Below are 24,713 nucleotides of genomic sequence, written 5' to 3'. Positions count from 1 at the left end.
AATCTTCTGATTGTTTCTGGTTGCTCCGTGCTACCGAGGTCGGCATTTTGCCTTGGGCATACGGGGACAGAATCATGGCTTTGGTTGATACGCCGCCGGCCTCGGCGGATAGCTTCTCGCGCGCTTCGTTCACAGGCAGCGCTTCGGAGTATTTCGGCATCTGGATCGTCAACGTCCTGCTGACCATCCTGACGCTCGGCATTTACTCCGCCTGGGCCAAGGTGCGCCGCAAGCGCTACTTTTACGGCAACACCGTCCTTCTCGGCCGGACGTTCGAATATCATGCCAAGGGACTCCAGATTTTCATCGGCCGAGTGATCGTCATCGTCGCGCTGATTGCCATCAACATTCTCAGCATCATCCATCCACTGTTTGCGCTGGCGACATGGCTGGTCATCGTGATCGGGCTGCCGTGGATCATCAAGCGCAGTTTGCGGTTCAATGCGCGGGTGACCAGCTATCGCAACGTCCGCTTCGACTTCGTGGGGTCGACCGGTGGCGCTTTCGTCGCTGTGACGCTGGGGGGTATCGTTGCTTTCCTGTCCATTGGCGTTCTGGCCCCGTTGGCGAGCCGCTGGCTTTGGCGCTACATCCTCAACAATCTCCGCTATGGCGACCGGAGCTTTTCATCCGAGCCGCGTCTCGGGGCGCTCTATCGTATCTGGCTGCTTCCGTTCCTGCTGTTCGTTCTCGGCGGCATGATTGTCGGCGTGATCATCGCGGCGGCCCTTGAGATGGAACGAGGCGGAAGAGAAGATATCGGCGGCTTTGCGTTCTTCATGGTGTTCCTTCCCTACGTTGTGGTGCTCATCTACGGTCTCGCCGTACTTGTCTACCGCACGGGCGTACGGAACGTCGTGCTGTCGGCAGCGCTTCTGGATGGCCGTCACGAGTTGCTGAGCGATATCCCCCGGCTGCGTTATGCCTGGATCGCCGCCTCCAACATTCTCGTCACCGTGTTGACGCTTGGCCTGATGCGTCCCTGGGCCGCGGTGCGCATGGCGCGTTTCACGAACGAGCATACCGGCATCCGTATCAATGGAGACCCCGGCGAGGTAATGTCGCAAATCGAGGCGAGCGGATCGGCGATCTCTGCCGAATACGTTGACATGGAAGGCTTCGATTTTGGCTTCTGATGAGCCGGTCGCGGTTGGCGAGTGGCATCCGCCAAACACCAGCCGCTCGATTTCCGCCGATCTCCGAGAAGACGGAGATGGTCTGTCGGTCATCGCCGACGGTGCCATTTGCGCCGCTGCGTCCGAGACGGGGGTCGAGATCAGCCCGCGTGTCGGCTCGATTCCCCGCAGGCTGACCTTTCCGGACGGCTCCGTCTTCGAAACAGCCGATAACGACGGCGTTGACGCCTGGCTTCGCCGGCATAGGGGAGCGAGGTCCGGCCTGATCCATGGTCTGGAGGCGTTCCGTCCCCGGCTCTTCGTCTTCGTCGTCGCCGTCATTCTTTTCGCCTTCGCGATCTATCGCTACGCGGTTCCGGCGCTGGTCGAAGTCGCGGTGTTCGCGACGCCCCCTTTCGTGCCGGAAATGATCGGCTCTGGCGCGCTGGCTTCGCTTGACCGGACCGTTCTGGAGCCTTCCCAGCTGCCCGAGGACGAGAAGCAGGCGATCAGCGACGGATTTGCGAGACTGGCCGTCGCGTCCGAAGGCGGGCCAACGGCCTATAAACTCAACTTTCGCGACGGCGGATCGATCGGCCCCAACGCCTTCGCGCTACCGGACGGCAACCTCATCCTGACCGACGATCTCGTGAAGCTGGCCGACGGGGATCGGGAGATGATCCTCGGTGTGCTTGGGCACGAGATCGCCCACGTCGAGCGCAAGCACAGCCTTCGGCAAATCTACCGCGTCGCCGGCGTGACGGCGATGATCTTGCTGATTGCCGGCGATGTCGGTTCGGGGCTGGAGGACATGCTGACCCAGGGCGGCGCCATCCTCGCCCTGTCCTATTCGCGCGCTGCCGAGACAGAAGCCGATCGCCGCTCCGTCGAGATCATGCGCGCCGCCGGCTACGAGCCGACGGCCCTCGTCCGCTTTTTTGACCGTATCGAGGCGGTTTCCGGCAAGCGGGGCGACGTCAGCTTTCTGTCCACGCATCCGGACACGCCCGAACGCCGCGCCGACGTCCTAAGCTATGCTCGCGAACTGGAAAGCGGAGCGCCTGCAAGGTAAAGGTCGGCAAAGTGCCTGTTTTGCGCCAATGCCTTCGTCACCGCCGCGACTGCTGCAGCATGACGTGTGGTGCGATGTCTTCGAGCGACAGGATGGTGTCGACGCCGCCGCGGGCGATGGCCTCCTTCGGCATGCCGAACACCACGCAACTCTCCTCGTCCTGCGCGATGGTGTAGGCGCCGGCTTCCTTCATTTCGAGCATTCCGCGCGCGCCGTCATCGCCCATGCCGGTCATGATGACCCCTATGGCGTTCTGACCGGCCGCCCTGGCGGTTGAGCGAAACAGCACGTCCACCGAGGGGCGGTGGCGCGACACCAGCGGTCCGTCCTTCACCGCGACGTGGTAACGGGCGCCCTGGCGCTCCAGAAGAAGATGCCGGCCACCGGGTGCGATCAGCACGTGCCCGCGCAACACCGGGTCGCCGTCCTCGGCCTCCTTGACGCTCACCTGGCACAATCCATCGAGCCGCTTGGCAAAGGCGGCGGTGAAGTGTTCGGGCATGTGCTGCACGATGACGGTGCCGGGGGCGTTCGCCGGAAGGGCCATCAGGAACTCGCGCAAGGCCTCGGTGCCGCCCGTCGAAGCGCCGACCGCGACAATGATCTCGGTGGTCTTCGCCATGGCGCGATGGGCGGCGGGAGGCAGCATGGCGTCGGCCGTCAGCTTGGGGGCGGACGTCTTCACCCCGGACACCGCTGCCGGCTTGTCATTCTTCCGCCGCCCCAGGCGGGCGCGGGCAGCGCTCTTGACGGTATCGCAGATCAGCATGGCCTGCTCGGCGAGGTGATCGGCGGCGGCGATCTTCGGCTTCAGGATGACGTCGACTGCTCCGGCCTCCAGCGTCTGCATCAGGGTTTCCGAGCCCTCTTCGATCAGCGACGAGCACATCACCACCGGAATGGGGTGCTGAGCCATCAGCTTCTTGAGGAAGGTGATGCCGTCCATGCGCGGCATCTCGACGTCAAGGGTGATGACGTCCGGAATGTCGTCCCTGAGGCGCTTGGCGGCGACGAAGGGGTCGGCCGCGACGCCGATCACCTCGATCTCAGGATCGTTGCCGAGGATGGTGGACAGCGTCTGCCGAACGGACGCGGAGTCGTCGACAATGAGGACGCGGACGCGTTTCTGAGGGGGCAACGTCATCTCGCTCCGGGCGGTGGGCCTCACTCGGCGGCGACGCCTTTTCCTGGCTACGCCACGCTCGACCTGTTTGGCCTAACATGGGGGTGATCGAGGCGGCAAGTCGGCTTTGGAAGCAGCGACACGGGTGCCCTGGAGCAAGCGATAGCCGGCTGCAGCGCTTCAGATTTTCTGGAAAATCGTATTGGCTACGGTTCGAACCGGCAGGTTGAAACCGGTGATGGACTCCGAGTGACCGATGAAGAGATACCCGCCCGGTGCCAGGCAGTCGCACAGACGCGACAGAACCTTGGCCTGCGTCGGCTTGTCGAAGTAGATGAGCACGTTGCGGCAGAAGATGACGTCGACCGGTTCGCCGATCGGGTAGGTCTCGTCCATGAAGTTCATCCGCGCAAAACCGACCTTCGACCGGAGAGCCGGCGCGATGCGCATGAGATTGCTTGTGGGGTCGCTCGAGCGAAGAACGAAACGCCGCATGTAGTCGTCGGGCACCGGAGCAAGCATGGATGCGGGATAGATCCCCTTGCGGGCGGCGGCGAGGACGTCGGTGGACAAGTCGGTCGCAAGGACGAAGTAGTTGAGAGGCCCCGAGCTCTCGGCGAAATCGGCGACAATCATGGCCGCCGTGTAGGGCTCCGCTCCCACCGAACAGGCCGCGCTCCACAGCCGGAGCGAGGTCCGGCCATTCCGCACGAGCGCCGGCAAGGCGTATCGCTTCAGGAACTCGAAGTGCTTGGGTTCGCGGAAGAAGTCCGTCTTGTTGGTGGTGACGGCATCGATGAGCGCCACCGCCTCGGTTTCCAGCCCGTCGTTGTCGAAGAGATAGGTGCAGTAGTCGTCGAGCGACGCGAATCCGGTCGAGCGCAGGCGCCGGCGTAGGCGGCCTTCCAGCATGGTCTGCTTGCCCGGTGGCATCTTGATGCCGCTGTAGCAGCTCACGAACTCCGACAGCCGACGGAAGTTCTTCGCGCTGAGGCGGTCGGCCGAACGATCAAAGTGCAGGGCCTCGACAGACGACAAGTTCGGTCCTCACGTATTGGATGGGTTGGCGGGCGGCGAGAAGCACCGCTCCGCTTTTCAGGCGACGGCCTTGGTCTGGTCCTTGCCGCCGAGAGCTGCGATGTCCTTGGCTGTCAGGAGCCTTGCGAGGTTGATGACGACGACGAAACCCTGATCGCGGCGGACGACGCCGTCGATGTAGTCGGAGTTCCAGTGGACACCGATGTCCGGCGCCGCCTCCAACTGGTCGCCACGGAAGGCGGCGACCTCGAACACGCGGTCGGCGACGAGGCCGAGCGTCAGCTGGCGCTCGCCGAGCGTGATGTCGACCACCAGAACGCGGGTGTTGGGGGTCGGGACCGTGCGGCTGAGGCCGAGCTTCAGCCTGAGGTCGATCACCGGCACGCCCTGTCCGCGCACGTCGCGCAGACCCATCAGATAGTCCGGTCCGTTCGGGATGCGGAAGCTCTCCTCATGGTCGAGGATCTCCCGCACCACGGCGACGGGGACCGCGAACACCTCGCTGCCGAGGGCGAAGGTGACGTACTGGGTCTCCGAGGAGCGAGCGGTCATGGTCAGGCGCTTTCCCTGAAGTCGGCATCGTCATCGTCCGGTCCGCCCATGTCGAGGTCGAGCGCGAAGCCTCGTACGGCTTCCTGCTGGGCCTTAACGGTCGGACGCGGCATGCCGGACCCGTTGATCTTCCTGCCGGCCGGCGCGGGCTTCTGAGCGACGGCAGCCTCGCGGGAGGCCAGCGGCCGGTTGCCTCGTCCCGGAGCCTTGCGCTGGGAGGACTTGGCGCCGGCGACCGCGTTGTCGACGCGGAAGAAGGCGATCGAGGCCTGCAGTTCCTCGGCTTGGGCGGCCAGCTCCTCGGAGGTCGCCGACATCTCTTCGGAGGCGCCGGCGTTCTGCTGCGTCACCTTGTCGAGCTGCTGGATCGCCTGGTTGATCTGGGCGGCGCCGATGTCCTGCTCGCGGCAGGCGGCGGAGATCTCCGACACCAGTTCGGCCGTCTTGCGGATATCCGGCACCAGACGGTTGAGCATGTCGCCGGCCTGCTGGGCGGAGGCGACGGTGTCGACCGACATCTGCGAGATCTCGGTTGCGGCGGCCTGCGAACGCTCGGCGAGCTTGCGCACCTCCGAGGCGACGACGGCAAAGCCGCGGCCGTGTTCGCCGGCACGGGCCGCCTCGACAGCGGCGTTGAGTGCCAGGAGGTCGGTCTGGCGGGCGATCTCCTGGACGATGCCGATCTTCTCGGCGATCGTCTGCATGGCGGCGACGGCCTGGGTGACGGCCTGACCGGACGTCTCGGCGTCCTTGGAGGATTGACGCGCGATCTTCTCGGTCTGGGCGGCGTTGTCGGCGTTCTGCTTGATGTTGGAGGCCATCTCTTCCATCGACGAGGAGGCTTCCTCGGCCGACGAAGCCTGCTCGGTGGCGCCCTGGGCGATCTGCTCGGAGGCCGACGACAGCTGCTGGCTACCCGCCGACACGTTGTCGGAGGCCACCAAGGCATCGCTCACCACGGACCGGAGACGCTCAACCATGATGTCCACAAGGCGCAGCATGTCGCCGATTTCATCATTGGGAAGCTTCTCGGCCTTCCAGGTCAGATCGCCATCGGCCACCCGGCCCATCACGTTGCCCGCATTGCGCAGGCTGCGGCTGATCGACATCGACATCAGCACGGCGACGGCCAGGGAAAACAACGCGACGAAGCCGATGAAACCAAGCAGCAGGTTGCGCGAGGCCAGATAGTCGGCGGTGGCCTCCTCGTCGGTCGCATGGAGGTTTGTGCCGATGTCGGTCGCCATTTCATCGAGCAGATCGTAGATGTCGTAACTCAGTTCCAGAGCCTTGCCCATGCTCATCGTCGAAGCGCGCAAGTCGGCTTCATCGGTGTTGATGGCGGCAAGATCGAGAATTTGGCCCGACAAAGGCGCACGCTCTTCGAACAGCGGCTTGAACTTGGCGATTTCGGCGACCACCACCGGATTGGTCGAGGTCGCGATCCTGTCGCTCGCCTCGCGAATTTTCTGGTTGCCCTGCTCGATCTTCTCCCGGAAGGAGGTGATCTGACCGAAGTCGCTGCTCATCACCGCGTTCTTCTCGTTGCGAACGACAGTGTTGAACTCGTTCGTGAGCACGCGAATGTTGTCGAGATCGACGGTCGGTCCGTTGACGATGTGAGCGATCGCCGTGTTGAGGCCCGCCAGGTCCTTGACGGCGAGCCCCGCCATGGCCCCCGTCAGCACGATCACGAACCCGAAGGCGAGGCCCAGCTTCGTTTTGATGGTGATACGCATGAACTTGATCCCCTATTTCGCTCGGGCGAATTCGGTTTGGTCACTTCGGTCGGCAGGAGCTCCCCAGTCCCTTTCGGTGTCGACGGCGTCAGCGCGAAATAGGGCTTGGTACCGGGCGAGCTAACCATGCTGCTTGTAGGCAAGTTGGCGGGCGGCGAGAAACGCCGCTCCGCTTTTCAGGCGACGGCTTTGGTCTGGTCCTTGCCGCCGAGAGCTGTGATGTCCTTGGCTGTCAGGAGCCTTGCGAGGTCGATGACGACGACGAAGCCCTGATCGCGGCGGACGACACCGTCGATGTAGTCGGAGTTCCAGTGGACGCCGATGTCCGGCGCCGCCTCCAACTGATCCCCGCGGAAGGCGGCGACCTCGAACACGCGGTCGGCAACGAGACCGAGCGTCAGCTGGCGCTCGCCCAGGGTGATGTCGACCACCAGAACGCGGGTGTTGGGGGTCGGGACCGTGCGGCTGAGGCCGAGCTTCAGCCTGAGGTCGATCACCGGCACGCCCTGTCCGCGCACGTCGCGCAGGCCCATCAGATAGTCCGGTCCGTTCGGGATGCGGAAGCTCTCCTCATGGTCGAGGATCTCCCGCACCACGGCGACGGGGACCGCGAACACCTCGCTGCCGAGGGCGAAGGTGACGTACTGGGTCTCCGAGGAACGAGCCGTCATGGTCAGGCGCTTTCCCTGAAGTCGGCATCGTCATCGTCCGGTCCGCCCATGTCGAGGTCGAGCGCGAAGCCGCGTGCGGCTTCCTGCTGAGCCTTCACGGTCGGACGCTGCGGCTTTCCGGCAGTGGCGGCCTTCTTGACCGGCACGGCCGGCTGCGCGGCGCGGGCGGGGACATGGCTGGCGGCTTGCCTGGATGCCTGTCCGGAAGCCTTGCGCTGGGCGGCCTTGGAACCGGCGACCGCGTTGTCGACGCGGAAGAAGGCGATCGAGGCCTGCAGTTCCTCGGCTTGGGCGGCCAGTTCCTCGGAGGTCGCCGACATCTCTTCGGAGGCGCCGGCGTTCTGCTGCGTCACCTTGTCGAGCTGCTGGATCGCCTGGTTGATCTGGGAGGCGCCGATGTCCTGCTCGCGGCAGGCGGCGGAGATCTCCGACACCAGTTCGGCGGTCTTGCGGATATCCGGCACCAGACGGTTCAGCATGTCGCCGGCCTGCTGGGCGGACGCGACGGTGTCGACCGACATCTGCGAGATCTCGGTGGCGGCGGCCTGCGAACGCTCGGCGAGCTTGCGCACCTCCGAGGCGACGACGGCAAAGCCGCGGCCGTGTTCGCCGGCACGGGCCGCCTCGACGGCGGCGTTGAGTGCCAGGAGGTCGGTCTGGCGGGCGATCTCCTGGACGATGCCTATCTTCTCGGCGATCGTCTGCATGGCGGCGACGGCCTGGGTGACGGCCTGACCGGAGGTCTCGGCGTCCTTGGCGGACTGACGGGCGATCTTCTCGGTCTGGGCGGCGTTGTCGGCGTTCTGCTTGATGTTGGAGGCCATCTCTTCCATCGACGAGGAGGCTTCCTCGGCCGACGAAGCCTGCTCGGTGGCGCCCTGGGCGATCTGCTCGGAGGCCGACGACAGCTGCTGGCTACCCGCCGACACGTTGTCCGAGGCGACCAACGCGTCGCTTACCACCGACCGCAGACGCTCGACCATATCGAGCAGCGACTTGCCCAGCGTGTCCTTGTCGGACAGCGGCTTCGGCGTCACGGTGAGGTTGCCGTTGGAGATCTCCGCGGCCATGCCGGCGGTTTCGCGCAGGTTGGCCGTCATCTTCTGCATGGCCGAGATCAGATCCTTGATCTCGTCGTTGGCCTTATGCACAACCTCTTGGTTGAGATCGCCGATGGCGACTGCCTCAGCGAGATCGACACCCCGCTTGAGACCGCGAGCGATGGACAGCGACATCCAGGTCGCGGCGACAATGGCAACCAATGCAGCGGCCACCGCAAGAGCAATCACGAGCGTCCTGATCGACTGGTAGGTGCTCTCCGCGGCAATGGTCGCGGCCTGCAGAACATTCTGTTGTCCGTCAACCAAGGCGTCCGCGGCTTCAGAGGTCGCGTTCGCAGTCGTGCTGACGTCGCCTTGGGAGAAGCTGATAGCTGCCATCTGGCCGCTGCTCGCCTGTACCTGGGGGAGTTTCGACGCCGCCTTTGAGAAATCGTCGGCGGCCGCCCTGAGCACTTCCCAAGCAGGCTTCCGATCGTCACTGGCGCCATCGAGCCCTTTCTGGGCGAGATCCAGAACAGTGGCAAGCGAGGTCTCGGACTTCTTGTAATACTCGTTGACCTTGTCTGTCTCGGTGGCAAGCAAGGCATTCTTCTGCTGGCGAACAGACTCGGCCAGCGCGCCCTTGGCCTCCAATGCGTATTGCAGGCGGACGACCGGGCCGTTGACGAGGTTGGAGAGCGTGTCGTTGAGGTTGGCGAGGCTGAATGTGCTTAGGACAGCCAGGCTGATGAGCATGGCGACGACCAAGGCAAAGGACAGCGCAAGCTTTATTTTGATTGTGATACGCATTTACTGAACTTTCCGTCGATATGTCCGGGTTCCCGTCCGGGCTTGTGGGTCTTGATTTGGGATCTCGGGTATTCGACTCAGCTCGGCTGGCTCGACTTGCCCTTGGAAGCAAAGATGGCCTTAAGGTTCGGGAAGATGATGAAGGCACCTTCCCTTTGAATCAGGCATTCGATGAACTGGGCCGGCCACTTGAGACCGACGCGCGGCGGCGGCTCGCCGTTCGCCTTCGACAAGGTGGTGACCTCGTTCACCCGATCGGTTCTGAGGCCGATGAGCGAGGGGACGCCGTCGAGATCCAGCTCGACGACCACTATGCGGCTATCGATAGTGGTGGCGGCGGTTGGCATTCCCATGGCGACACGGATATCCGCAAGCGGGATGACCTTGCCGCGGAAGTTGATGACCGCGTTGACGAACGGTCGGCTGCCGGGAACGATGGTTTCCGGCAGAAGATCGAGGATTTCGCGCACGATGGCGGCCTCGAGGGCGAAGGTCTCTCCGCCGATCTCGAAGGTCAGGACTTCGATCTCGCCGGCGGGCACGTCCCGGCCGGCCTTGATTTTAAGGGCTAGGTCACTCATGCGATTGCGCGCAGCCGCGCCTCCTGCTCCTGGCCGAGCGAGACCAGATTGGCCACGTCAAGGATGAGAGCGACCGAGCCGTCGCCGAGGATCGTGGCCCCCGAGAAGGTGGTCACGTCGTCATGCAGCTTCGACATCGACTTGATGACGGTCTGGTGGTGGCCGATGATCTGGTCGACGATCAGGCCGACGCGTTCCTCGCCGGTCGAGACCACGACCATCTTCTGATAGAGATCCGGCTTGGTCCCGGTGGCGAACAGCTCGCGAAGGCGGATGAACGGCACCAAGGCATCGCGAAGCGACAGGAAGGCGCGACCGCGCGAGCGCAGGTCTTCCTCCTGGCTGATCTCGATGCATTCTTCGACGGCGGGCAGAGGGATCACATAATGACCTTCGCCCACCCTAACGAGCAGGCCGTCGATGATGGCCAGCGTCAGCGGTATGCGAAGCGAAACCGTGGAGCCCTCGCCGGGACGGCTGGCGATGTCGATCGAGCCGTGCAGCGACTCGATGGCCTTCTTGACGACGTCCATGCCGACGCCGCGTCCGGACAGGTTGGTGACCGACGAGGCCGTCGAGAAGCCCGGCTGGAAAATCAGCTGAAGCAGTTCCTGGTCGGGAATCGTCGCTCCCGGCTGGATCAGGCCCGCAGTTTCCGCCTTGGCGCGAACCCTGGCCCTGTCGATGCCGCGGCCGTCGTCGGTGACCGAAATGATCACTTCGCCGCCGGTCTGGCGGGCCGACAGGCGGATGCTGCCCGTTTCCGACTTGCCGGCTGCGATGCGCTCTTCGGTTGGTTCAAGGCCGTGATCGGCGGAGTTGCGCACCAGATGGACCAGCGGATCGGCCAGACGCTCGATCACGGTCTTGTCCATCTCGGTGCTCTCGCCGTCGGTCGACAGCTCGATCTTCTTGCCCGTATCGCGCTGAAGATCGTGCACGAGGCGACGATAGCGGTCGAACAGAGTGGCGACCGGCACCATGCGCAGCACCATCATCGTGACGCGCAGCTCGCTGCAGAGGCGTTCCATTTCTTCGCTGACGGTCCGGAGGGCGATGTCGGCGCCGCTGGCTGCGATCTGCTGCAAGCGGGACTGGACGATCACCAGTTCGCCGACGCGATCCATCAGTTCGTCAAGACGCTCGGCAGGAACGCGAACGCTCTCCACCTTGCGTCTCAGCTTGGGATCCGCGACTTCGGCGACCGGACGGCTCGATGCGTCCGCTGCCTGACGCTCCGTCGGCGCTTCGCTCACGGGGGGCGCGGCCGGCGCCGCGTCCGGTCCGGCGACGGGCGGGGGCACCGAGACGACGGATTCGCCGTCGGTTACCTCTTCGATCGTCAGAGTCATGTCGTCCATGACGAACAGGAACACGTCCTCGATGTCGGCGCGGCTCTTGCTGGTGGTCAGCGTCACGTCCCAGGTGAAGTAGAGAGCCGTCGGATCGAGCTTTTCCAGGGGCGGCAAGGCCGATCTGTCGAGCACGACACGGCATTCGCCCATGTCCCTCAGTTCGTCGAGGAAGCTCAGGGGATTGGTGCCGTTGACGAAGGTGTTCTCCGGCAGACCGAACCGAATGTGCCAGGTCGTCGGCGCATCGGGAATTGCGGGCTTGGGAGCCTCGATGATTGTCGCGACCGGGGAAGTCGGCGCCCCCGAAACGGCTGCCTGGAGGCGTTCAAGGAGATAGCGCTCCTCGTCGGCATGATCGCCGCTGGGATCCTCCACGAGGGCGCGCATATGGTCGCGGGCATCGAGCACCGCGGAAACAAGGTCCGGCGTCGCGTCGGCCACTCCTTTGCGAACCCGGTCGAAAGCGGTTTCACAATGATGGGTGAACGCGGCGAGACGATCGAAGCCGAACATGGCGCCCGACCCCTTGAGGGTGTGAAGGGCACGAAACACGGCGTCGACCAACGTGCGGTCATCAAGGCGATGTTCGAGGTCGAGCAGCCCTTGTTCCATCTGCTCGAGCAGTTCGGCCGCTTCGATGCGGAAGATGTCTGCTGGGTCGGGAGTGCTCATTTGGCCAGCACCTTCTGTACGAGGCGGACCAGCTGGTCGGACTCAAAGGGCTTGGTCAGCCAGCCTGTGGCGCCGGCGGCCTTGGCGCGCCCCTTGAGGGCGGCATCGGATTCGGTGGTCAGGAACAGGATCGGGACGCCGATCTGGTTCGGCAGGCGCCGAACTTCCTCGATCATGCGCAAGCCGTCCATGTTCGGCATGTTGAGATCGGTGATGACGAGATCGAAGCGGGTCGCCTTGGCCTTGTTGAGGCCGTCGAGGCCGTCGACGGCCTCCGTCACCTTGTAGCCGGCGCCGGTCAGAGCGATACGCGTCGTCATGCGCACCGAAACCGAGTCGTCGACGGTCAGAATACTCGCGGTCACTGGGCGGTCTCCTCGTGGAGCCAGAATGAACGATCGGCAACTGTCGCGGCCGTCATGAGGCCGCTTCGGTCCAGCGCGCGCCGAAGCTCGCCGTTGGCCGGTTCAAGAAGAGACAGGGATTTGCCCTGTTCGGCAGCTCGTTGCCTGGCGGCTTCGATGAGCTGCAGAAAGCTGAGATCGACGATTGCGTCGGTCGGGATGGCGAGGCGAATACTCGGAAACTTATCCATCGCTTCGACCAAGGTAGAGTAAGACGTCTTGATGTCAGAAACACATAGATTTGAGTGCATCCGAATGACGATTGAGTTCTCCATGGAAGCAGCTCCTGCTGGCCATGAAGTTCTGTAAGACAAATGCTAAATTTCCATAAACTGCATTTTTACAGTGTAAAATTGATTCAAAAGGCATGAAATAAATTCAGTAAAGAGCGGGCTGAGATGTTAATACTCAAGAGTCACGAGACTCGTTCTGCGAGTACTGGACTTGCGTCAAATTGCCGGAATCGCGCGCAACACTCACTAGAATCCGCGCCTCATTGGAATCCCGACTCGTGAGAGTTGTTGGCCCCCACCGCAGATTTTCCGAGGAAAGCTGTTATTTTAAGTACAAATACGTAAGTATTTAACCCGATGGACGGCGGCGCTATTTCTCGCTCCGGGCCTGAGCGGGCGACGCATCTGACGGGTGCCTTTCCGACCCGCTCTCCGAAGAACCTATCCGCCGGCGATGGGAGCCTCGCTCTCTTTGGCCCAAGCCGCCGGTCCTTCCTCCTCGTCGCGGAGGGTGCGTGCCACTTCCTCGATATCCTGCCATTTCTCGCGGAACACGCGCACGCATTCCGGATCGAAATGACTTCCCGAACCTCGGACGATCTCGTCATACGCCCGCTCCGGGCTCCAGGCTTCCTTGTAGGGTCTTGCCGAACTCAGGGCGTCGAACACGTCGGCGACGGCGGTGATGCGCGCCTCGATGGGAATGGCTCGGCCCGACAAACCACGCGGGTATCCGCTGCCGTCCCATTTCTCGTGATGCCCGCCGACGATTGCCGCCGCCACCCGTATGAGGTCGGAGGTGCCGTTTTCCAGCATTCTTGCGCCGTAGTTGACGTGCTCGCGGACCGAGGTCATCTCTTCGGCGGTGAGCCGGCCCGGTTTGTTCAGGATCGCGTCGGGGACGCCGATCTTGCCGATGTCGTGCAGCGGCGCCGCGAGGTAGATCATCCGACAGAAGTGCGGATCGAGCGACAGCCCCTCCGCTATCAGCCTGCTGATTGCCGCCACGCGTGAAATATGGGCGCCGGTGCCGCCGTCGCGCATCTCGATGGCCCGCGCCAGCCGCCAGATCATTTCTTCCTCGCGCAAAACCAGATCGGCGGTGGCCTGGCTCACCGCTTCTTCCAGCCGGTGGGCCTGGGTGGCCAGCTCCACCTGGGTGCGCCGCAGCGACATCAGGTTGGTGATCCGGGCCCGCAGCTCGATCGGGTCGAAGGGCTTGTTGAGGAAGTCGTTGACGCCGGCAAGCAGCGCCTTGAGCCTGATTTCGCTATCCCGTTCGGCGGTGATCATGACAATGGGAATGGCGTGATAGTCCGGACGAAGGCGAAGGGCTTCGGTCACGTCGATGCCAGTGAGGTTCGGCATCAGATAGTCGACGACCACAAGATCGTATTGCCGCGTCGAGGCGAGGGTCAACGCATCTTCCGGCCGGTCGCACAGATCGAGGATCAGGTCTGGCACCTCGGTCAATGCCGCGCCCATCCACATCAAGACCGATTTGCTGTCATCAATGATCAACGCGCGCATCGCGTCTGGGTCCTATCCGATACGACGTGACTTCATCTCGACAAACTCGTGCTTCTCCAGTGGAACCGATCAAACGGGGGAGGCAGGCCGCGACGCGCTTCTGGCTCGGCGTTGGTGGTCCGGTTTTCGAGGTCCCCCGGCCGAGGGAATGGTCATAACTTCGATCCAGACAAACACATAATGACGATGATGGAAAAGAGTGAACTTAGGGTTCGCCTAAAAAGCGTAATTCTATGAAAGCAGGATCTTTGATGGTGCAGGGAGGTGATGTCCAACCGTGCCGCTTCGGGGGGGCGGGCCGGTTGCTCAAACGAGTGCCGGCCAGCCCACGCCAATGATGGGCAGGACGGTCCGGGCCGAGCCAGGCGCTTCGGCCCCTTCGCGGCTGCGTTCAGGAAGGAGAGGATCTCGTCGGGGGACGACGAGGCGGGCCCGGCCGGCATCAATTGCCGATGCTGCGAGCCGAAGTCGGCGTCGGGCTGGAGCCGCCAGATGCCGAGGTTCGAGCCGCCTCCAGGAGGCGGCGGACGACAATGGCTCGACTGCAACGAGCGAGCGAACGGCGGACATCTCGTTCCAGGCGCGCGTCGCGTTGATGCCTTTCGATCCGCGATTGCGAGCCAAGGGCTCAGTCGTTGAAATAGAAGTTGCCGACCTTGCACACATTCACGCTGTGCTTGATGCTCTCAACGCCATCGTTGAACAAAGCTCGAAAGTCGTATTCGCAGTGTCCCGTTCCATCGTCGATGTCGATATCGATGGAGTCGCCGGGCAGAACGACCTCGTCGCCCAGGATGTCCTCCTCCCATTTCTTCGTGTCGACATTGGATGCGAAGAACATCTTCATGGTCGTCGATGTCGAGTTGATGATGGTGACATGTCTGTCTGCCGCCGCGGCGCTTCCAGCAACAAGCGACAGGGCGACCGGCAGTAGTATCGTAAGAGAGCGAATGGCCACATCCAGCCCTTTCCGGCAAAAGGAGACGGCGCCCCGTCGAGGCAGCCGTCTCGCTCAGAGTCTTCGGCTCAGTTGAAGAGGTCGAGAATCTTCTGGTCGGGGTTGCCGTTGCATTCCTTGGCCACGTCCTGGACGTTCTGGCCCATCTGGTCCGGATCGATGACGGTGTTGCCGGAAGCGTTGCTGAGATAGCCGTCGATCCAGAAAATGGTCGGCATGATGCCGTCGGGATCGGCCATGAACTCCTTGCAGGTGAGCTCGGCCATGTCCACTTTCTGCCCGGCATAAGCGATGGTCGGAAGGGTCGCCAGACAGGCCAGCGAGACGGCCGTGATCATGATGGTCTTCATATTCTTCTCCAGTTTGGACAGCACTGGCCAGAACCTTCGAAGCCTTTCATGAGGCCACCCAAGCCAGCGCCCTCTCGATGGTGGCAATTCCATCGACGCGTCGCGGACGACACCTAGACCGATGGATGCGCCGTTGTCTGTCCGGGAGTTGGCGGACAACACGATGAAATATTTAAGCTATTCTGCCGCTCGGCTCTTGTTGGCCGGCAACCTGCGTCCTATGGCTTGGCGACGGTGACGAGGCGGGCGGCATGAAAGACGGGGCGAACCTGGTGCAAGGGGAAAGGCGACTCGAGATTGCACTTGCATGCGTTGTCCTCCTCTTCTGTGCCATCCTTTGGCTGATATTCAGCGCAACCGACAATCGGACCGTCGCCGAACTCGATGCCAAGGGCGGAGTGGCGACCATTCCGGAAGAGCTCTTCGATCATGGCGCGATCTTTGTCGTAAGTGGCCCGTGGCAGGTTTACTGGGGGCATCTGCTCACGCCTGAGGAGCTTCTGGGTCCGGACGCGCCGAAGCCGAACGGGACACTCCGATTCCCGGGGGCCTGGCGTGGGCATCGTTTCGGCGATGATGTCGCGGGCGGAACGGGAGCGGCCACGTTTCGCCTCCGCCTTGACCCTCCCGCGGGCAAGCGAACGCTGACGCTTCGCCTGTTCGATCTGCGCCTTGCCTATCGGCTGTGGGCCAACGGGATGCTTGTTGCCGAAAGTGGCAAGCCTGGACTGGATGCTGCGACGGAGCAGCCCGACCGGTCGCTCGTCCTTGCTCCCGTCGAGACGACCGGGCAGCCGGTGGACCTCGTTCTTCAGATGTCCAACCATGGATTTCGAGAAGGAGGCGTTGGCGATCCCATCCTGCTTGCCAAGGCGGGCATCCTTCAGACTGCGCGTGACCGGGTATGGATCTTCTCTGCCTTCTTCTGCGGCGTTCTGCTTGTCGCGGGCACGTATCACCTGCTGATCCATTTCCTGCGACCCGGGGAGATTTCCTTCCTTTACTTCGGAACGTACTGCCTTCTGATTTTCGGATATGCGGCCAACTCGAACTCGACCTATTGGCTTTCGCGCGCCGTCGTACCCGGGTGGATCAATCCCGCCACTCTCGATGAGCTTGCCCTTGTCTGCTATGCCGTTTCAGGCGCGATCATCTATCGCTTCTATCGGTGCCTTTTCCCATCCGACATATCCCGACGCCTGCAAGTCGTTTCCGATCTGCGTGCCGTCGTGTTCCTGCTGGCCGAACTCGCGCTGCCGCCGGTTTGGCGGTCCTGGCTGATCGTGCTGCTGATGCTGGCCGGCTTGCTGTTCACGGCCTACTTCCTTGCCCGGTTGTCCGTCTGCGTCATCAAGCGGCGACCGGGTGCGATCTTGCTGTTCTCCGGCGCGGTCTTGCTGGCAACCGCCAGCATCCACGACGTACTCGTTCATGTCGACGCTGTCGAAGGCGAGTACATGATCCTCCATGGGCTGTTCGCGCTCGTCCTCTTTCAGTCGTCGGCATTGGCTCTGCGATATGCGCACAGCTTTCAGACGGTCGAGCGGCTGTCCGTAGACCTTCACCGCAATCTCCATGCGCTCAAGGCGGAAATGAGCCGGCGTCGCGAACTCGAAGCGGAAGTCGTCAGGGTCAGCGAGGAAGAGCGTCGCCGCGTCAGCTACCAGATCCATGACGGCCTTTGTCAGCAGCTCACGGCGGCGCGCCTTAGGTATTCCATGTTGTCCGGTCTTTCCTCCGTGAAGGACTCTCCGCAAATGGTCGAGCTCGGGCGGGTTCTGTCAGCCGCAGCCGAGGATGCCTATGCCCTGTCGCGAGGGATGTGGCCGGTCGAGCACGACGCCGCTCTCACCGGTCCGACAATCGGCGAACTGGTGGAAAGCGCGAGGCGGGCGAGCGGCATAGAGATCAACCTCAGCCAGAACTGGCCCTGCGCGAGTTGTGCAGGCGAGAACCTCGGTGTTTTGCAGCGGATTGCCCAGGAAGCGCTTGCCAATGCGGTGCGGCATGCCGGCGCGACGCGCATCGACGTTTCACTGGCCTGCAAGAACGGTGCGACCAGGCTTGAGGTCAGGGACAATGGTGCGGGCCGACCGCCTGAGGTGGCCCCCGCCGGGCCTGGCGGCCTTGGACTTCGGATCATGCGTCATCGGGCCAGTGCCATCGGAGCGGAGTTTTCGATTGACGATGCGCCTGGCGGCGGAACGGTCGTCAGATGTTGCGCCCAGTGCCATGATGCCACCGGTTCACAGGGAGTGCCGTGATGGAAGCATCCGTTGCCTGCACGGTTCTGCTGGTCGATGATCATCCCGCCGTTCTGCAAGGGCTCGCAGCCCTTCTTGCATCGAGCGGGCTCCCACCTCCTCTTCAAGCTTCGACGATGGAGGAGGCACGCGCGATTGCCCGCGAGACCGAGATCGACCTCGCCGTCATCGACCTCTCGCTCGAGCGTGGCGATGGCCTGGATCTCGTCCCGGATCTTGCCGGTCGCGGCGCTCGGGTGATTGTCTACTCGATGTTCGAAGATGCGCGGACGATCAGGCGTTCGCTCCAATATGGAGTTCTCGGCTACGTCACCAAGCGCGACGATCCTGCCTGTCTTCTCGAAGCTGTGGATCGGGTTCGCCGTGGCGAGACCTACCTGTCCGCCCGGGCAGCCGGTGCGCTGCGCGAAGCGGACGGGGCAACGCAAGGTAAGGAGCTCAGCGAACGCGAACGGCAAGTCCTGGCCTTGATGGGGCAGGGGGAAAGCAACATCGGCATCGCGGCAACGCTCGGCATCAGCGTGCGAACGGTCGAGACCTATTATGCCCGTATCAGTGAGAAGTTGGATCTGCCGCTGAGCGTCCGGGACCTTCGGAAATACGCGATCCGCCATTTCCACGAGTAGTTCCCGCTCGCAGCGCCTCGAGGCCATTCGGCGACCCACTCGGTTTTGCCGGAGAAGGCCGCCATCAGCGGAATGAGTTGCTAAGGGTCTTCAGCGCTTCGGGCAAGCCGGACAACGTCCGCAGAAGCTCTTGCGCGTTAACGCCATTCGGACCACTGGCGTTTTGCGAGAACGCGTTCAGGGCGAACAGGAAGACCGCCATCAGAATGAGTCGGTTGACGACGAGTGTCAGAAGCCACCTGATCATATCACCGGCTCGGTCAGCTCCCTGACCCGTCGGGCCAGCATGTCGCGTTCCTCTTTCAGCTTCCGTACCTGGCGTGCGACTTCGATAGGAACGACCGTGCCGGTGTCCTTTTTCTCAACGAACGACACGCCCAGCGACTTTGCCTGCCGCCAGACCACCTTCACCCGGCGACTGTGTCCCTTCAGCGGGATAAGCAGATCCAACTCGCTGGGAACCTGCACAGGATCGGAGAAATCGAGCTTCGCTCCGCTTTCCGACATGTTCCGGACGAGGCAGTCGATGGTACACCAGCGGTTGTTGAAGGCGACCTGACCTCCCAAATAGGTACGCCCCCGATGCTCTCTGCGTCGATCAAGCATTGGAAATGCCTTTCTTTGAAACACATGGACACGTCATGCTCCCATTCAGAGCAAGAGGGATGCCAATGCAGTTCAAAGTAGCAATCCGGATACCTCCTTCGGCAGTGCAATCGCGGTGTCGGCTGGCCTCGCACGCTGCTTGATTGGGATGCCCGCCCTCAAGAATGGCTCATGGCGTATCCCCTAGGCAGCCCTTGGAACACCGGCGGCCTGGCGAAACGAGATCAGTTTTCGGCTCTGCTCGTCCCACAAGACCAGCTTCACGCATTTCAGGCTCTGCAGGAGCGTGATCCTGCCGATTTCAGCAAGTTCGGGATGGTTTCGGAGAACCTCCGGTAGGCGATAATAGGGAACCTTGCTCGAGAGGTGATGCACATGGTGGATGCCGATATTGGCGGTCATCCAGCGCAACACGGGTGGCAGGTCGTAATGGGAGGCCCCGTGCAGCGCGGCTTTTGGAAACTGCCACTCCGGCTCTTTCGACCAGTGCGTTTCTTCGAACTGATGCTGCACGTAGAAAAGCCAGACACCGATGGATCCGGCCAGCAAGACGATCGGCAGGTGAACGACGAAGAAGGACACGGGCCCGATCGCCCAGATCACCAGCAAGGCGGCCATGATGACCGCGGCGTTGGTCGCCATGGTCGACACCCAAGGCAGAACCCCGGAGCGCATCATGCCCAATGGCAGGCGTTGCTGGATCAGGAACAGCCAAGCGGGCCCAATGCCGAACATCACGATCGGATGCCGATAAAGGCGGTATCCGATCCGTCCCCAGCGGGACCGCGCGTAATACTCGCTCACGGTAAAGGTCGTGATGTCGCCGACGCCACGCTCGTCGAGATTGCCGGCCGAGGCGTGATGCGTTGCATGGGCCCTTCGCCAGTAATCATAAGGGGTAAGCGTGAGGACGCCGAGGATGCGCCCCGTCCAGTCATCGATGCTCCGCCTGGCAAAGAAGGAGCCGTGGCCGCAATCGTGCTGGATCATGAACAGACGCACAAGGAAGCCGGCCGCCGGAACGATCAGGATCAGCCCCCACCAGTAGCCGTAATGGACAGCGGCCCAGGTCAGCAGCCACAGGCCGACAAAAGGCAGGGCCGTCACGGCCAGTTCGAACATGCTGCGGCCCATATGGGGCGTGCGGTAGTTCGACAGGCGCTTGAGCCAGGCTTTCTCCGACCCATCGGGGATTTTGGAGATCGTATCCGCGGTCATGGTTGGTGACCTGCCTTCCCTAGGGCTGCCACGCGATAATAGTGCTCGGCATGCTGAAGGAGATTTTCCGCCTCGATCTCGTCGCCCGCCTGGGCGCTTTGCCGGGCGAGCCGCACATACTGCTCATATCGGCGTTTTGGGCTGTCGGAGGTCGTGTTTGGCGCGGCCGTGACCCCGCTCGTACGCTTGCGGGCTGAGCGGAAGATTTGGCGTGATGAGGTCAATAATAGTTCAAGCCCTCGATATGGCTTGCTCCTCGAAGTTTGGTCTCTCGGGATGATTGACAGCGATGAATGCGAGCCAAGCGCCAATCGTATCGCCGCTTCCGGTACGGCATCGCAGTCCGCGAATAACTTATCCTACCATTGCGGCCTTTTCATGTATTCAGCGGCAATGGTCGTATTGATGAAGATGTAGCCATTTCTTCGGACAGCTGTCCGGCTCGGCGCTGAAATTGCTCCAGAAGGACAGATTACCTTGCAGCGGGGCAGGGCGCGGCTGGACAACCTAACGGCGATGCGCGCCCCGTCCGTCAGGTCCCGCGTCGGGCTCGCACGACTTCCGGCACCTCGCGCCGCGTGAAGGCCTTGCCTGCGCTGTCGAACAGGTGACAGGACGCGGCGGCAAAGCTCAGGTCCGTCGTGTCGCCCAGCGAGATCAGTGTCGTGCCGTCAATGATGCCCTTGAGGTCGAGGCCGTTGGTGGTGGTGATCTCGACCAACGTCTCGTGTCCAAGCCGCTCCACCAGTTCGACGTTACCGCTGACGGTGATGCCGTCCGTCTTGCCGTGGCGCATGTCCTCCGGCCGAATCCCAAGCGTCGCCCGGTCGCCGACCGCTGCCTTGCCGGGGTCGATGGGCAGGAGAGCCTCGCCGATGTCCGGGGCCGCCACCTTGACACCGTCTGTCGACACCCCCGCCACCGTCACCTCGATATAGTTCATCTTGGGCGAACCGATGAAGCCGGCGACGAACAGGTTGGCCGGCGTATGGTAGAGCTCCATCGGCGTGCCGATCTGCTGGGCGTAGCCGCCTTCCAGGACGACGATCTTGTCGGCCAGGGTCATTGCTTCCACCTGATCGTGGGTGACGTAGATCATCGTCGCGCCGAGGTCGCGGTGCAGTTTGGCGATCTCGGCGCGGGTGTTGACGCGCAGGGCGGCATCGAGGTTGGAGAGCGGCTCGTCGAACAGGAACACCTCCGGATTGCGCACGATGGCGCGGCCGATGGCGACCCGCTGGCGCTGGCCGCCGGAAAGCTGCTTCGGCAACCGGTCGAGATAGGGCTCGAGCTTCAGGATCTCGGCGGCCTTCCTGACCTTGGCGTCCACCTCGGCCCTGGGCGCCTTGGCGATATGCAGGCCGAAGGCCATGTTGTCGTAGACCGTCTTGTGCGGATAGAGCGCGTAGGACTGGAACACCATGGCGATGCCGCGATCCTTGGGCTCAAGGTCGTTGACCACCCGGCCGCCGATTTCCATCGTTCCGGCGGTGATCTCCTCTAGCCCCGCCACCATGCGCAAGAGCGTCGACTTGCCGCAGCCCGACGGGCCAACGAACACGACGAACTCGCCATCGGCGATGTCGAGATCGACCCCCTTGATGACCTCGACGGCACCATAACTCTTGCGCACCGACTTCATGCTGAGGCTGGCCATGATGCGATAGTCTCCCTGGAATGTCCGTTCGTTGCGGCAACCGGCCGATCCTTTGGCCGGCCGCCCTGCCGCCTCAGCCTTCGACGTGGAGGAGGCCGGTCTTCGGATCGCGTGTCACCGGTACGGGATCGCCGACGTAGCCGCCGAACGTGTCCGGCGTCGGATGGTTGGCAAAACTCATGAACAGCAGCCCCTCGTCGGCGACCACGATCTTGCCGGCATAGCGCTGGCCGCTGTTCGTCGCCCCGTCGAGGAACGGACCGGGTGCGACCGTCCAGGGGCCGAGATGGCTGTCGGCGATAAGATAGTGCGTGCCGCTGACCGGAGCAGTCGGGGCGCCGGCCGCATAGGCCTTGGACCAGTGCACGCTGGCGGTGCAGAACAGCATGTACCACTTGCCTTCGATCTCGAAGACCTGCGGGACCTCCAACTGGCCGAAGTCGCCGCCGGCGTAGATCGGCGGTTCGAGCGTCCAGGTGAAGAGATCGGGTGAGCGGGCAAAGCCGATGGCGCCGCGGGCGTTCATCTCGTCGCCGATCGGCACGCGGGCGGTGAAGTACATCACCCAGCCCTCGCCGGTGGGGTCGCGCATCACCCAGGGGTCGCGCATCGCCCGGTCGCCCCAGATGCCCGGCTCCCACTCCTCGTACCAGCGGGTGTCGATGTCGAGGATGAGGCCGTTGCCGACGCGCGTCCAGGTAAAGAGGTCGGGCGAGATGGCGTGCCCGATACGCTGGTACATGCAGTCCTCGTCACGCCGGTTGGCGGTGTAGAACTGGTGCCAGAGGCCATCGTCGCCCTTCACCACCGAACCGGTCCAGGTGCAGAGGTCGTCCCAGGCCGGCCCGTCGGTCGATGGACCGAAGCAGGTGCCATGGTGGATCCAGTTGCGAAGGTCCCGCGAGGTGGCGTGGCCATAGCTGGCGTTGCGATGGCGCTTGTGCGGGTCGATCAGCGACTTCGGGGCCTGCAGGTGAAAGATGTGCCACTCGTCCCCATCCCTGGCCAGCCAGAAGTCCCAGATCCATTTATCGTCGAGAGAAAGAGTCACAGTCAGTGTTCCATGTTGAGCCGATCCGACAGAGGCCGGGTCGGCGGGAGGGGTCAAGCGCGCCACGTCATCCCTTGATGCCGGTGGAGGCGATCGAGGTAATGAAGGCGCGTTGCAGGGCGAGGTAGAAGGCCAGCACCGGCACGGTGATCATCGACAGGTAGGCCATGACCTGCCCCCAGTCGGTGTTGAGCTGGAAGAAGTACTGCAGGCCCACCATCACCGGCCGGTACTGCTCCGACTGGGTCACCATCAGCGGCCACAGATACTGGTTGTACATGGCGAGGAAGCGCAGGATGGCGGCGGTGGCGATCACCGGGCCGGAGATCGGCATGATCACCTTGGCGTAGATCTGGAACCAGGAGGCGCCGTCGATCCGGGCCGCCTCGATCAGGTCGCGCGGCAGATCGCGGAAATACTGCACGAACAGGAAGACGGTGAGCGCATCCGACAGGAAAGGCACGATCTGGACGCGGTAGCTGTTGAGCCAGCCCCACTCGATGCCGTCGGCGCCGATCCAGGGCAGGTTGTTGACCACCAGAAGAAGCGGGATGGCGATGGTTTCGAGCGGAACGATCAGCGTGGCGATGACGATCGACAGCATCACGTCCTTGCCCTTCCAGTCCAGGAAAGCGAAGGAGAAGCCGGCCATCGAACAGATGACGAGGTTGAGCACCACCGTTACCGAGGTGACGAAGATCGAGTTGAAGATGAAGAGAGCCACCGGCGCGCGGGCAAAGCTTGCCGTGTAATTGTCGAGCGAGATGTCGCCCACCGGCAGGAAGGCGCGGATGGAGGAGGTGTCGGACAGAAGCTGCATGGACGGCTTCAGCGACGATACCAGCATGAACACCAGCGGGAAGACGAAGATCAACGCCACCAGAACGAGGATGGCATAGCGCATGAACAGAGACGTCGCGCGGGTTTCGGGCGTGCGGGATGGCATCAGGTCCGCTCCCTCGTGAGATAGCGCTGGATCAGCGAGATGGAGAGCACGATGAGGAACAGCAGCACCGAGATGGCCGAACCGCCGGCGATATCCTGCTGGCCGTAGCCACGCTGGACGGCCTGGTAGACAAGCGACTGGGTGCTGTCGATCGGTCCGCCGTTGGTCATCACGTCGACCTGGGTGAACAGGGCGAAGGCTTGCATGGTGATGACGATCAGCACCAGCACGGCGGTGTTCCTGAGGCCCGGCCAGGTGACGTGGACGAAGGTCTGCCATCGGCTGGCGCCTTCGATGCGCGCCGCCTCGTAGAGATGCTCGGGAATGGTCTGAAGACCCGACAGCCAGATCACCATGTGGAAACCCACGGCCTGCCAGATCGACATGGCGATCATGGCGCCGAAGGCGGTCGAAGTGTTGCCGAGCCAGTCGACCGGCTTGAAGCCGCCGAAGGTGAGGAAGGCGAGCAGCGTGTTGAGCAGGCCGTTCTGCCCGTCGTAGATGAAGCGCCACAACAGGGCCACCACCACCATCGACACCACGACCGGCATGAAGAAGATCGCCCGGAAGGCGTTGATGCCCTTGAGCTTCTGGTTGACCAGGAGAGCGAGGCCGAGTGCAAGGGCGCCCTGGAGCGGGGCGACGATCAGCACGAACATGAAGGTGTTGACGAGCGCCCGCATGAACACGACGTCCGAGGCGAGCACGTAGACGCGGTTCTCCCCCCACGTCCAAGAGATCCATTCGCGCATGCCGTTGAGATGCGGATAGTCGGGGTTGTTGCGCGTGTACCCGCGCAGTCGCGGATAGGTCGGTGCGCCGTCCTCGAGGATGAGGTCGCCATTCTCGCCGCGCAAGGGTTCGAGCGTCAGCGTCCCGACGCCGAGCAGGCTTTCGAAATTGCGCATCCCGACATACTCGGTCGGGTTGGGCGAGATCAGCCGCTGGTTGGTGAACGACAGCCCGAAGGCCAGAAAGAACGGCAGGATGAGGAAGATGGCGAGTATGGCGAGGCTGGGGCCGGCCATCAGCCAACCGGCCACCGTGTTCCTGCCGAACCGGGATTGAGATCGTTGGGTCAAGATCCTCGGCCTTGCTGGAG

General features: G+C 63.0%; 25 protein-coding genes. 4 read left to right on the top strand and 21 right to left on the bottom strand.

Annotation, left to right across the window (positions count from 1 at the left end):
* The first annotated feature begins 74 nt into the window (after positions 1-74).
* Positions 75-1,136: a YjgN family protein gene (locus tag M4J39_RS09375; protein ID WP_251727533.1), complete on the top strand. Its 1,062-nt coding sequence runs from the start codon at positions 75-77 to the stop codon at positions 1,134-1,136.
* On the top strand, positions 1,123-2,187 hold the full coding sequence (locus tag M4J39_RS09370) for a M48 family metalloprotease (RefSeq protein WP_251727604.1): 1,065 nt from the start codon (positions 1,123-1,125) through the stop codon (positions 2,185-2,187). The genes M4J39_RS09375 and M4J39_RS09370 overlap by 14 nt, the downstream gene beginning before the upstream one ends.
* Before the next feature lie 37 nt (positions 2,188-2,224).
* Here M4J39_RS09370 and M4J39_RS09365 read toward each other — a convergent pair whose 3' ends face one another.
* From M4J39_RS09365 to M4J39_RS09300, 14 genes are all read right to left on the bottom strand, one after another.
* Positions 2,225-3,331 carry a chemotaxis response regulator protein-glutamate methylesterase gene (locus tag M4J39_RS09365; RefSeq protein WP_251727532.1) on the bottom strand — a complete coding sequence of 369 codons (1,107 nt, stop codon included), beginning with the start codon at positions 3,329-3,331 and terminating at the stop codon, positions 2,225-2,227.
* Between the two features lie 159 nt (positions 3,332-3,490).
* Complete coding sequence (locus tag M4J39_RS09360; RefSeq protein WP_251727531.1) at positions 3,491-4,348, bottom strand: protein-glutamate O-methyltransferase CheR; 858 nt, start codon at positions 4,346-4,348, stop codon at positions 3,491-3,493.
* A gap of 57 nt (positions 4,349-4,405) precedes the next feature.
* Positions 4,406-4,900: a chemotaxis protein CheW gene (locus tag M4J39_RS09355; protein ID WP_251727530.1), complete on the bottom strand. Its 495-nt coding sequence runs from the start codon at positions 4,898-4,900 to the stop codon at positions 4,406-4,408.
* A 2-nt stretch (positions 4,901-4,902) separates the two neighbouring features.
* Complete coding sequence (locus tag M4J39_RS09350; protein WP_251727529.1) at positions 4,903-6,639, bottom strand: methyl-accepting chemotaxis protein; 1,737 nt, start codon at positions 6,637-6,639, stop codon at positions 4,903-4,905.
* Positions 6,640-6,815: 176 nt separating this feature from the next.
* Positions 6,816-7,310, bottom strand: a complete 495-nt coding sequence (locus tag M4J39_RS09345) for a chemotaxis protein CheW (protein ID WP_251727528.1) — start codon at positions 7,308-7,310, stop codon at positions 6,816-6,818.
* A 2-nt stretch (positions 7,311-7,312) separates the two neighbouring features.
* Positions 7,313-9,160 carry a methyl-accepting chemotaxis protein gene (locus M4J39_RS09340; RefSeq protein ID WP_251727527.1) on the bottom strand — a complete coding sequence of 616 codons (1,848 nt, stop codon included), beginning with the start codon at positions 9,158-9,160 and terminating at the stop codon, positions 7,313-7,315.
* Between the two features lie 77 nt (positions 9,161-9,237).
* Positions 9,238-9,741, bottom strand: a complete 504-nt coding sequence (locus tag M4J39_RS09335; protein WP_251727526.1) for a chemotaxis protein CheW — start codon at positions 9,739-9,741, stop codon at positions 9,238-9,240.
* Entirely contained in the window at positions 9,738-11,768 is a 2,031-nt protein-coding gene (locus tag M4J39_RS09330; RefSeq protein WP_251727525.1) for a chemotaxis protein CheA, read from the bottom strand. The genes M4J39_RS09335 and M4J39_RS09330 overlap by 4 nt, the downstream gene beginning before the upstream one ends.
* Positions 11,765-12,133, bottom strand: coding sequence for a response regulator (locus tag M4J39_RS09325; RefSeq protein ID WP_251727524.1), 369 nt, complete (start codon positions 12,131-12,133; stop codon positions 11,765-11,767). The genes M4J39_RS09330 and M4J39_RS09325 overlap by 4 nt, the downstream gene beginning before the upstream one ends.
* Positions 12,130-12,447: an STAS domain-containing protein gene (locus tag M4J39_RS09320; protein ID WP_251727523.1), complete on the bottom strand. Its 318-nt coding sequence runs from the start codon at positions 12,445-12,447 to the stop codon at positions 12,130-12,132. The genes M4J39_RS09325 and M4J39_RS09320 overlap by 4 nt, the downstream gene beginning before the upstream one ends.
* 399 nt (positions 12,448-12,846) lie before the next feature.
* Positions 12,847-13,935, bottom strand: coding sequence for an HD domain-containing phosphohydrolase (locus M4J39_RS09315; RefSeq protein WP_251727522.1), 1,089 nt, complete (start codon positions 13,933-13,935; stop codon positions 12,847-12,849).
* A 628-nt stretch (positions 13,936-14,563) separates the two neighbouring features.
* On the bottom strand, positions 14,564-14,893 hold the full coding sequence (locus M4J39_RS09310; protein ID WP_251727521.1) for a hypothetical protein: 330 nt from the start codon (positions 14,891-14,893) through the stop codon (positions 14,564-14,566).
* A gap of 68 nt (positions 14,894-14,961) precedes the next feature.
* Positions 14,962-15,243, bottom strand: a complete 282-nt coding sequence (locus M4J39_RS09305; RefSeq protein WP_251727520.1) for an HdeA/HdeB family chaperone — start codon at positions 15,241-15,243, stop codon at positions 14,962-14,964.
* A 218-nt stretch (positions 15,244-15,461) separates the two neighbouring features.
* Positions 15,462-16,214 carry a hypothetical protein gene (locus M4J39_RS09300; RefSeq protein WP_251727606.1) on the bottom strand — a complete coding sequence of 251 codons (753 nt, stop codon included), beginning with the start codon at positions 16,212-16,214 and terminating at the stop codon, positions 15,462-15,464.
* Between M4J39_RS09300 and M4J39_RS09295 the strand changes: the two genes are divergently transcribed.
* Positions 16,101-17,507, top strand: a complete 1,407-nt coding sequence (locus M4J39_RS09295; RefSeq protein WP_251727603.1) for a 7TM diverse intracellular signaling domain-containing protein — start codon at positions 16,101-16,103, stop codon at positions 17,505-17,507. The two genes, M4J39_RS09300 and M4J39_RS09295, sit on opposite strands and share 114 nt — an antisense overlap.
* Positions 17,507-18,133 (top strand): response regulator transcription factor, encoded by a 627-nt coding sequence (locus M4J39_RS09290; protein ID WP_251727519.1) that lies wholly within the window; start codon positions 17,507-17,509, stop codon positions 18,131-18,133. Before M4J39_RS09295 ends, M4J39_RS09290 begins: the two co-directional genes overlap by 1 nt.
* A 243-nt stretch (positions 18,134-18,376) precedes the next feature.
* Here the strand turns inward: M4J39_RS09290 and M4J39_RS09285 are convergent, their stop codons facing one another.
* The 7 genes from M4J39_RS09285 to M4J39_RS09260 all read right to left on the bottom strand — a co-directional run bounded on the left by M4J39_RS09285 (position 18,377) and on the right by M4J39_RS09260 (position 24,693).
* On the bottom strand, positions 18,377-18,739 hold the full coding sequence (locus M4J39_RS09285) for a PilZ domain-containing protein (RefSeq protein WP_251727518.1): 363 nt from the start codon (positions 18,737-18,739) through the stop codon (positions 18,377-18,379).
* Positions 18,740-18,922: 183 nt separating this feature from the next.
* Positions 18,923-19,957, bottom strand: a complete 1,035-nt coding sequence (locus tag M4J39_RS09280) for a fatty acid desaturase (RefSeq protein WP_251727517.1) — start codon at positions 19,955-19,957, stop codon at positions 18,923-18,925.
* Entirely contained in the window at positions 19,954-20,073 is a 120-nt protein-coding gene (locus M4J39_RS23050; protein WP_371875438.1) for a DUF4167 domain-containing protein, read from the bottom strand. The genes M4J39_RS09280 and M4J39_RS23050 overlap by 4 nt, the downstream gene beginning before the upstream one ends.
* 416 nt (positions 20,074-20,489) lie before the next feature.
* Positions 20,490-21,614, bottom strand: coding sequence for an ABC transporter ATP-binding protein (locus M4J39_RS09275; RefSeq protein WP_256469715.1), 1,125 nt, complete (start codon positions 21,612-21,614; stop codon positions 20,490-20,492).
* A 73-nt stretch (positions 21,615-21,687) separates the two neighbouring features.
* Positions 21,688-22,665: a hypothetical protein gene (locus tag M4J39_RS09270; protein WP_251727516.1), complete on the bottom strand. Its 978-nt coding sequence runs from the start codon at positions 22,663-22,665 to the stop codon at positions 21,688-21,690.
* A 67-nt stretch (positions 22,666-22,732) separates the two neighbouring features.
* Positions 22,733-23,611, bottom strand: coding sequence for a carbohydrate ABC transporter permease (locus tag M4J39_RS09265; RefSeq protein ID WP_251727515.1), 879 nt, complete (start codon positions 23,609-23,611; stop codon positions 22,733-22,735).
* The gene (locus M4J39_RS09260; RefSeq protein WP_251727514.1) at positions 23,611-24,693 is read right to left on the bottom strand and encodes a carbohydrate ABC transporter permease; all 1,083 of its coding nucleotides are present in this window, start codon (positions 24,691-24,693) and stop codon (positions 23,611-23,613) included. The genes M4J39_RS09265 and M4J39_RS09260 overlap by 1 nt, the downstream gene beginning before the upstream one ends.
* Positions 24,694-24,713: the final 20 nt, after the last annotated feature.

This window comes from Pleomorphomonas sp. NRK KF1 (genome assembly GCF_023721755.1).
Classification (GTDB): Bacteria; Pseudomonadota; Alphaproteobacteria; order Rhizobiales; family Pleomorphomonadaceae; genus Pleomorphomonas.
The sequence above is the reverse complement of the archived record's forward strand: the minus strand, read 5'-3'. Positions and strand labels throughout refer to the sequence as shown.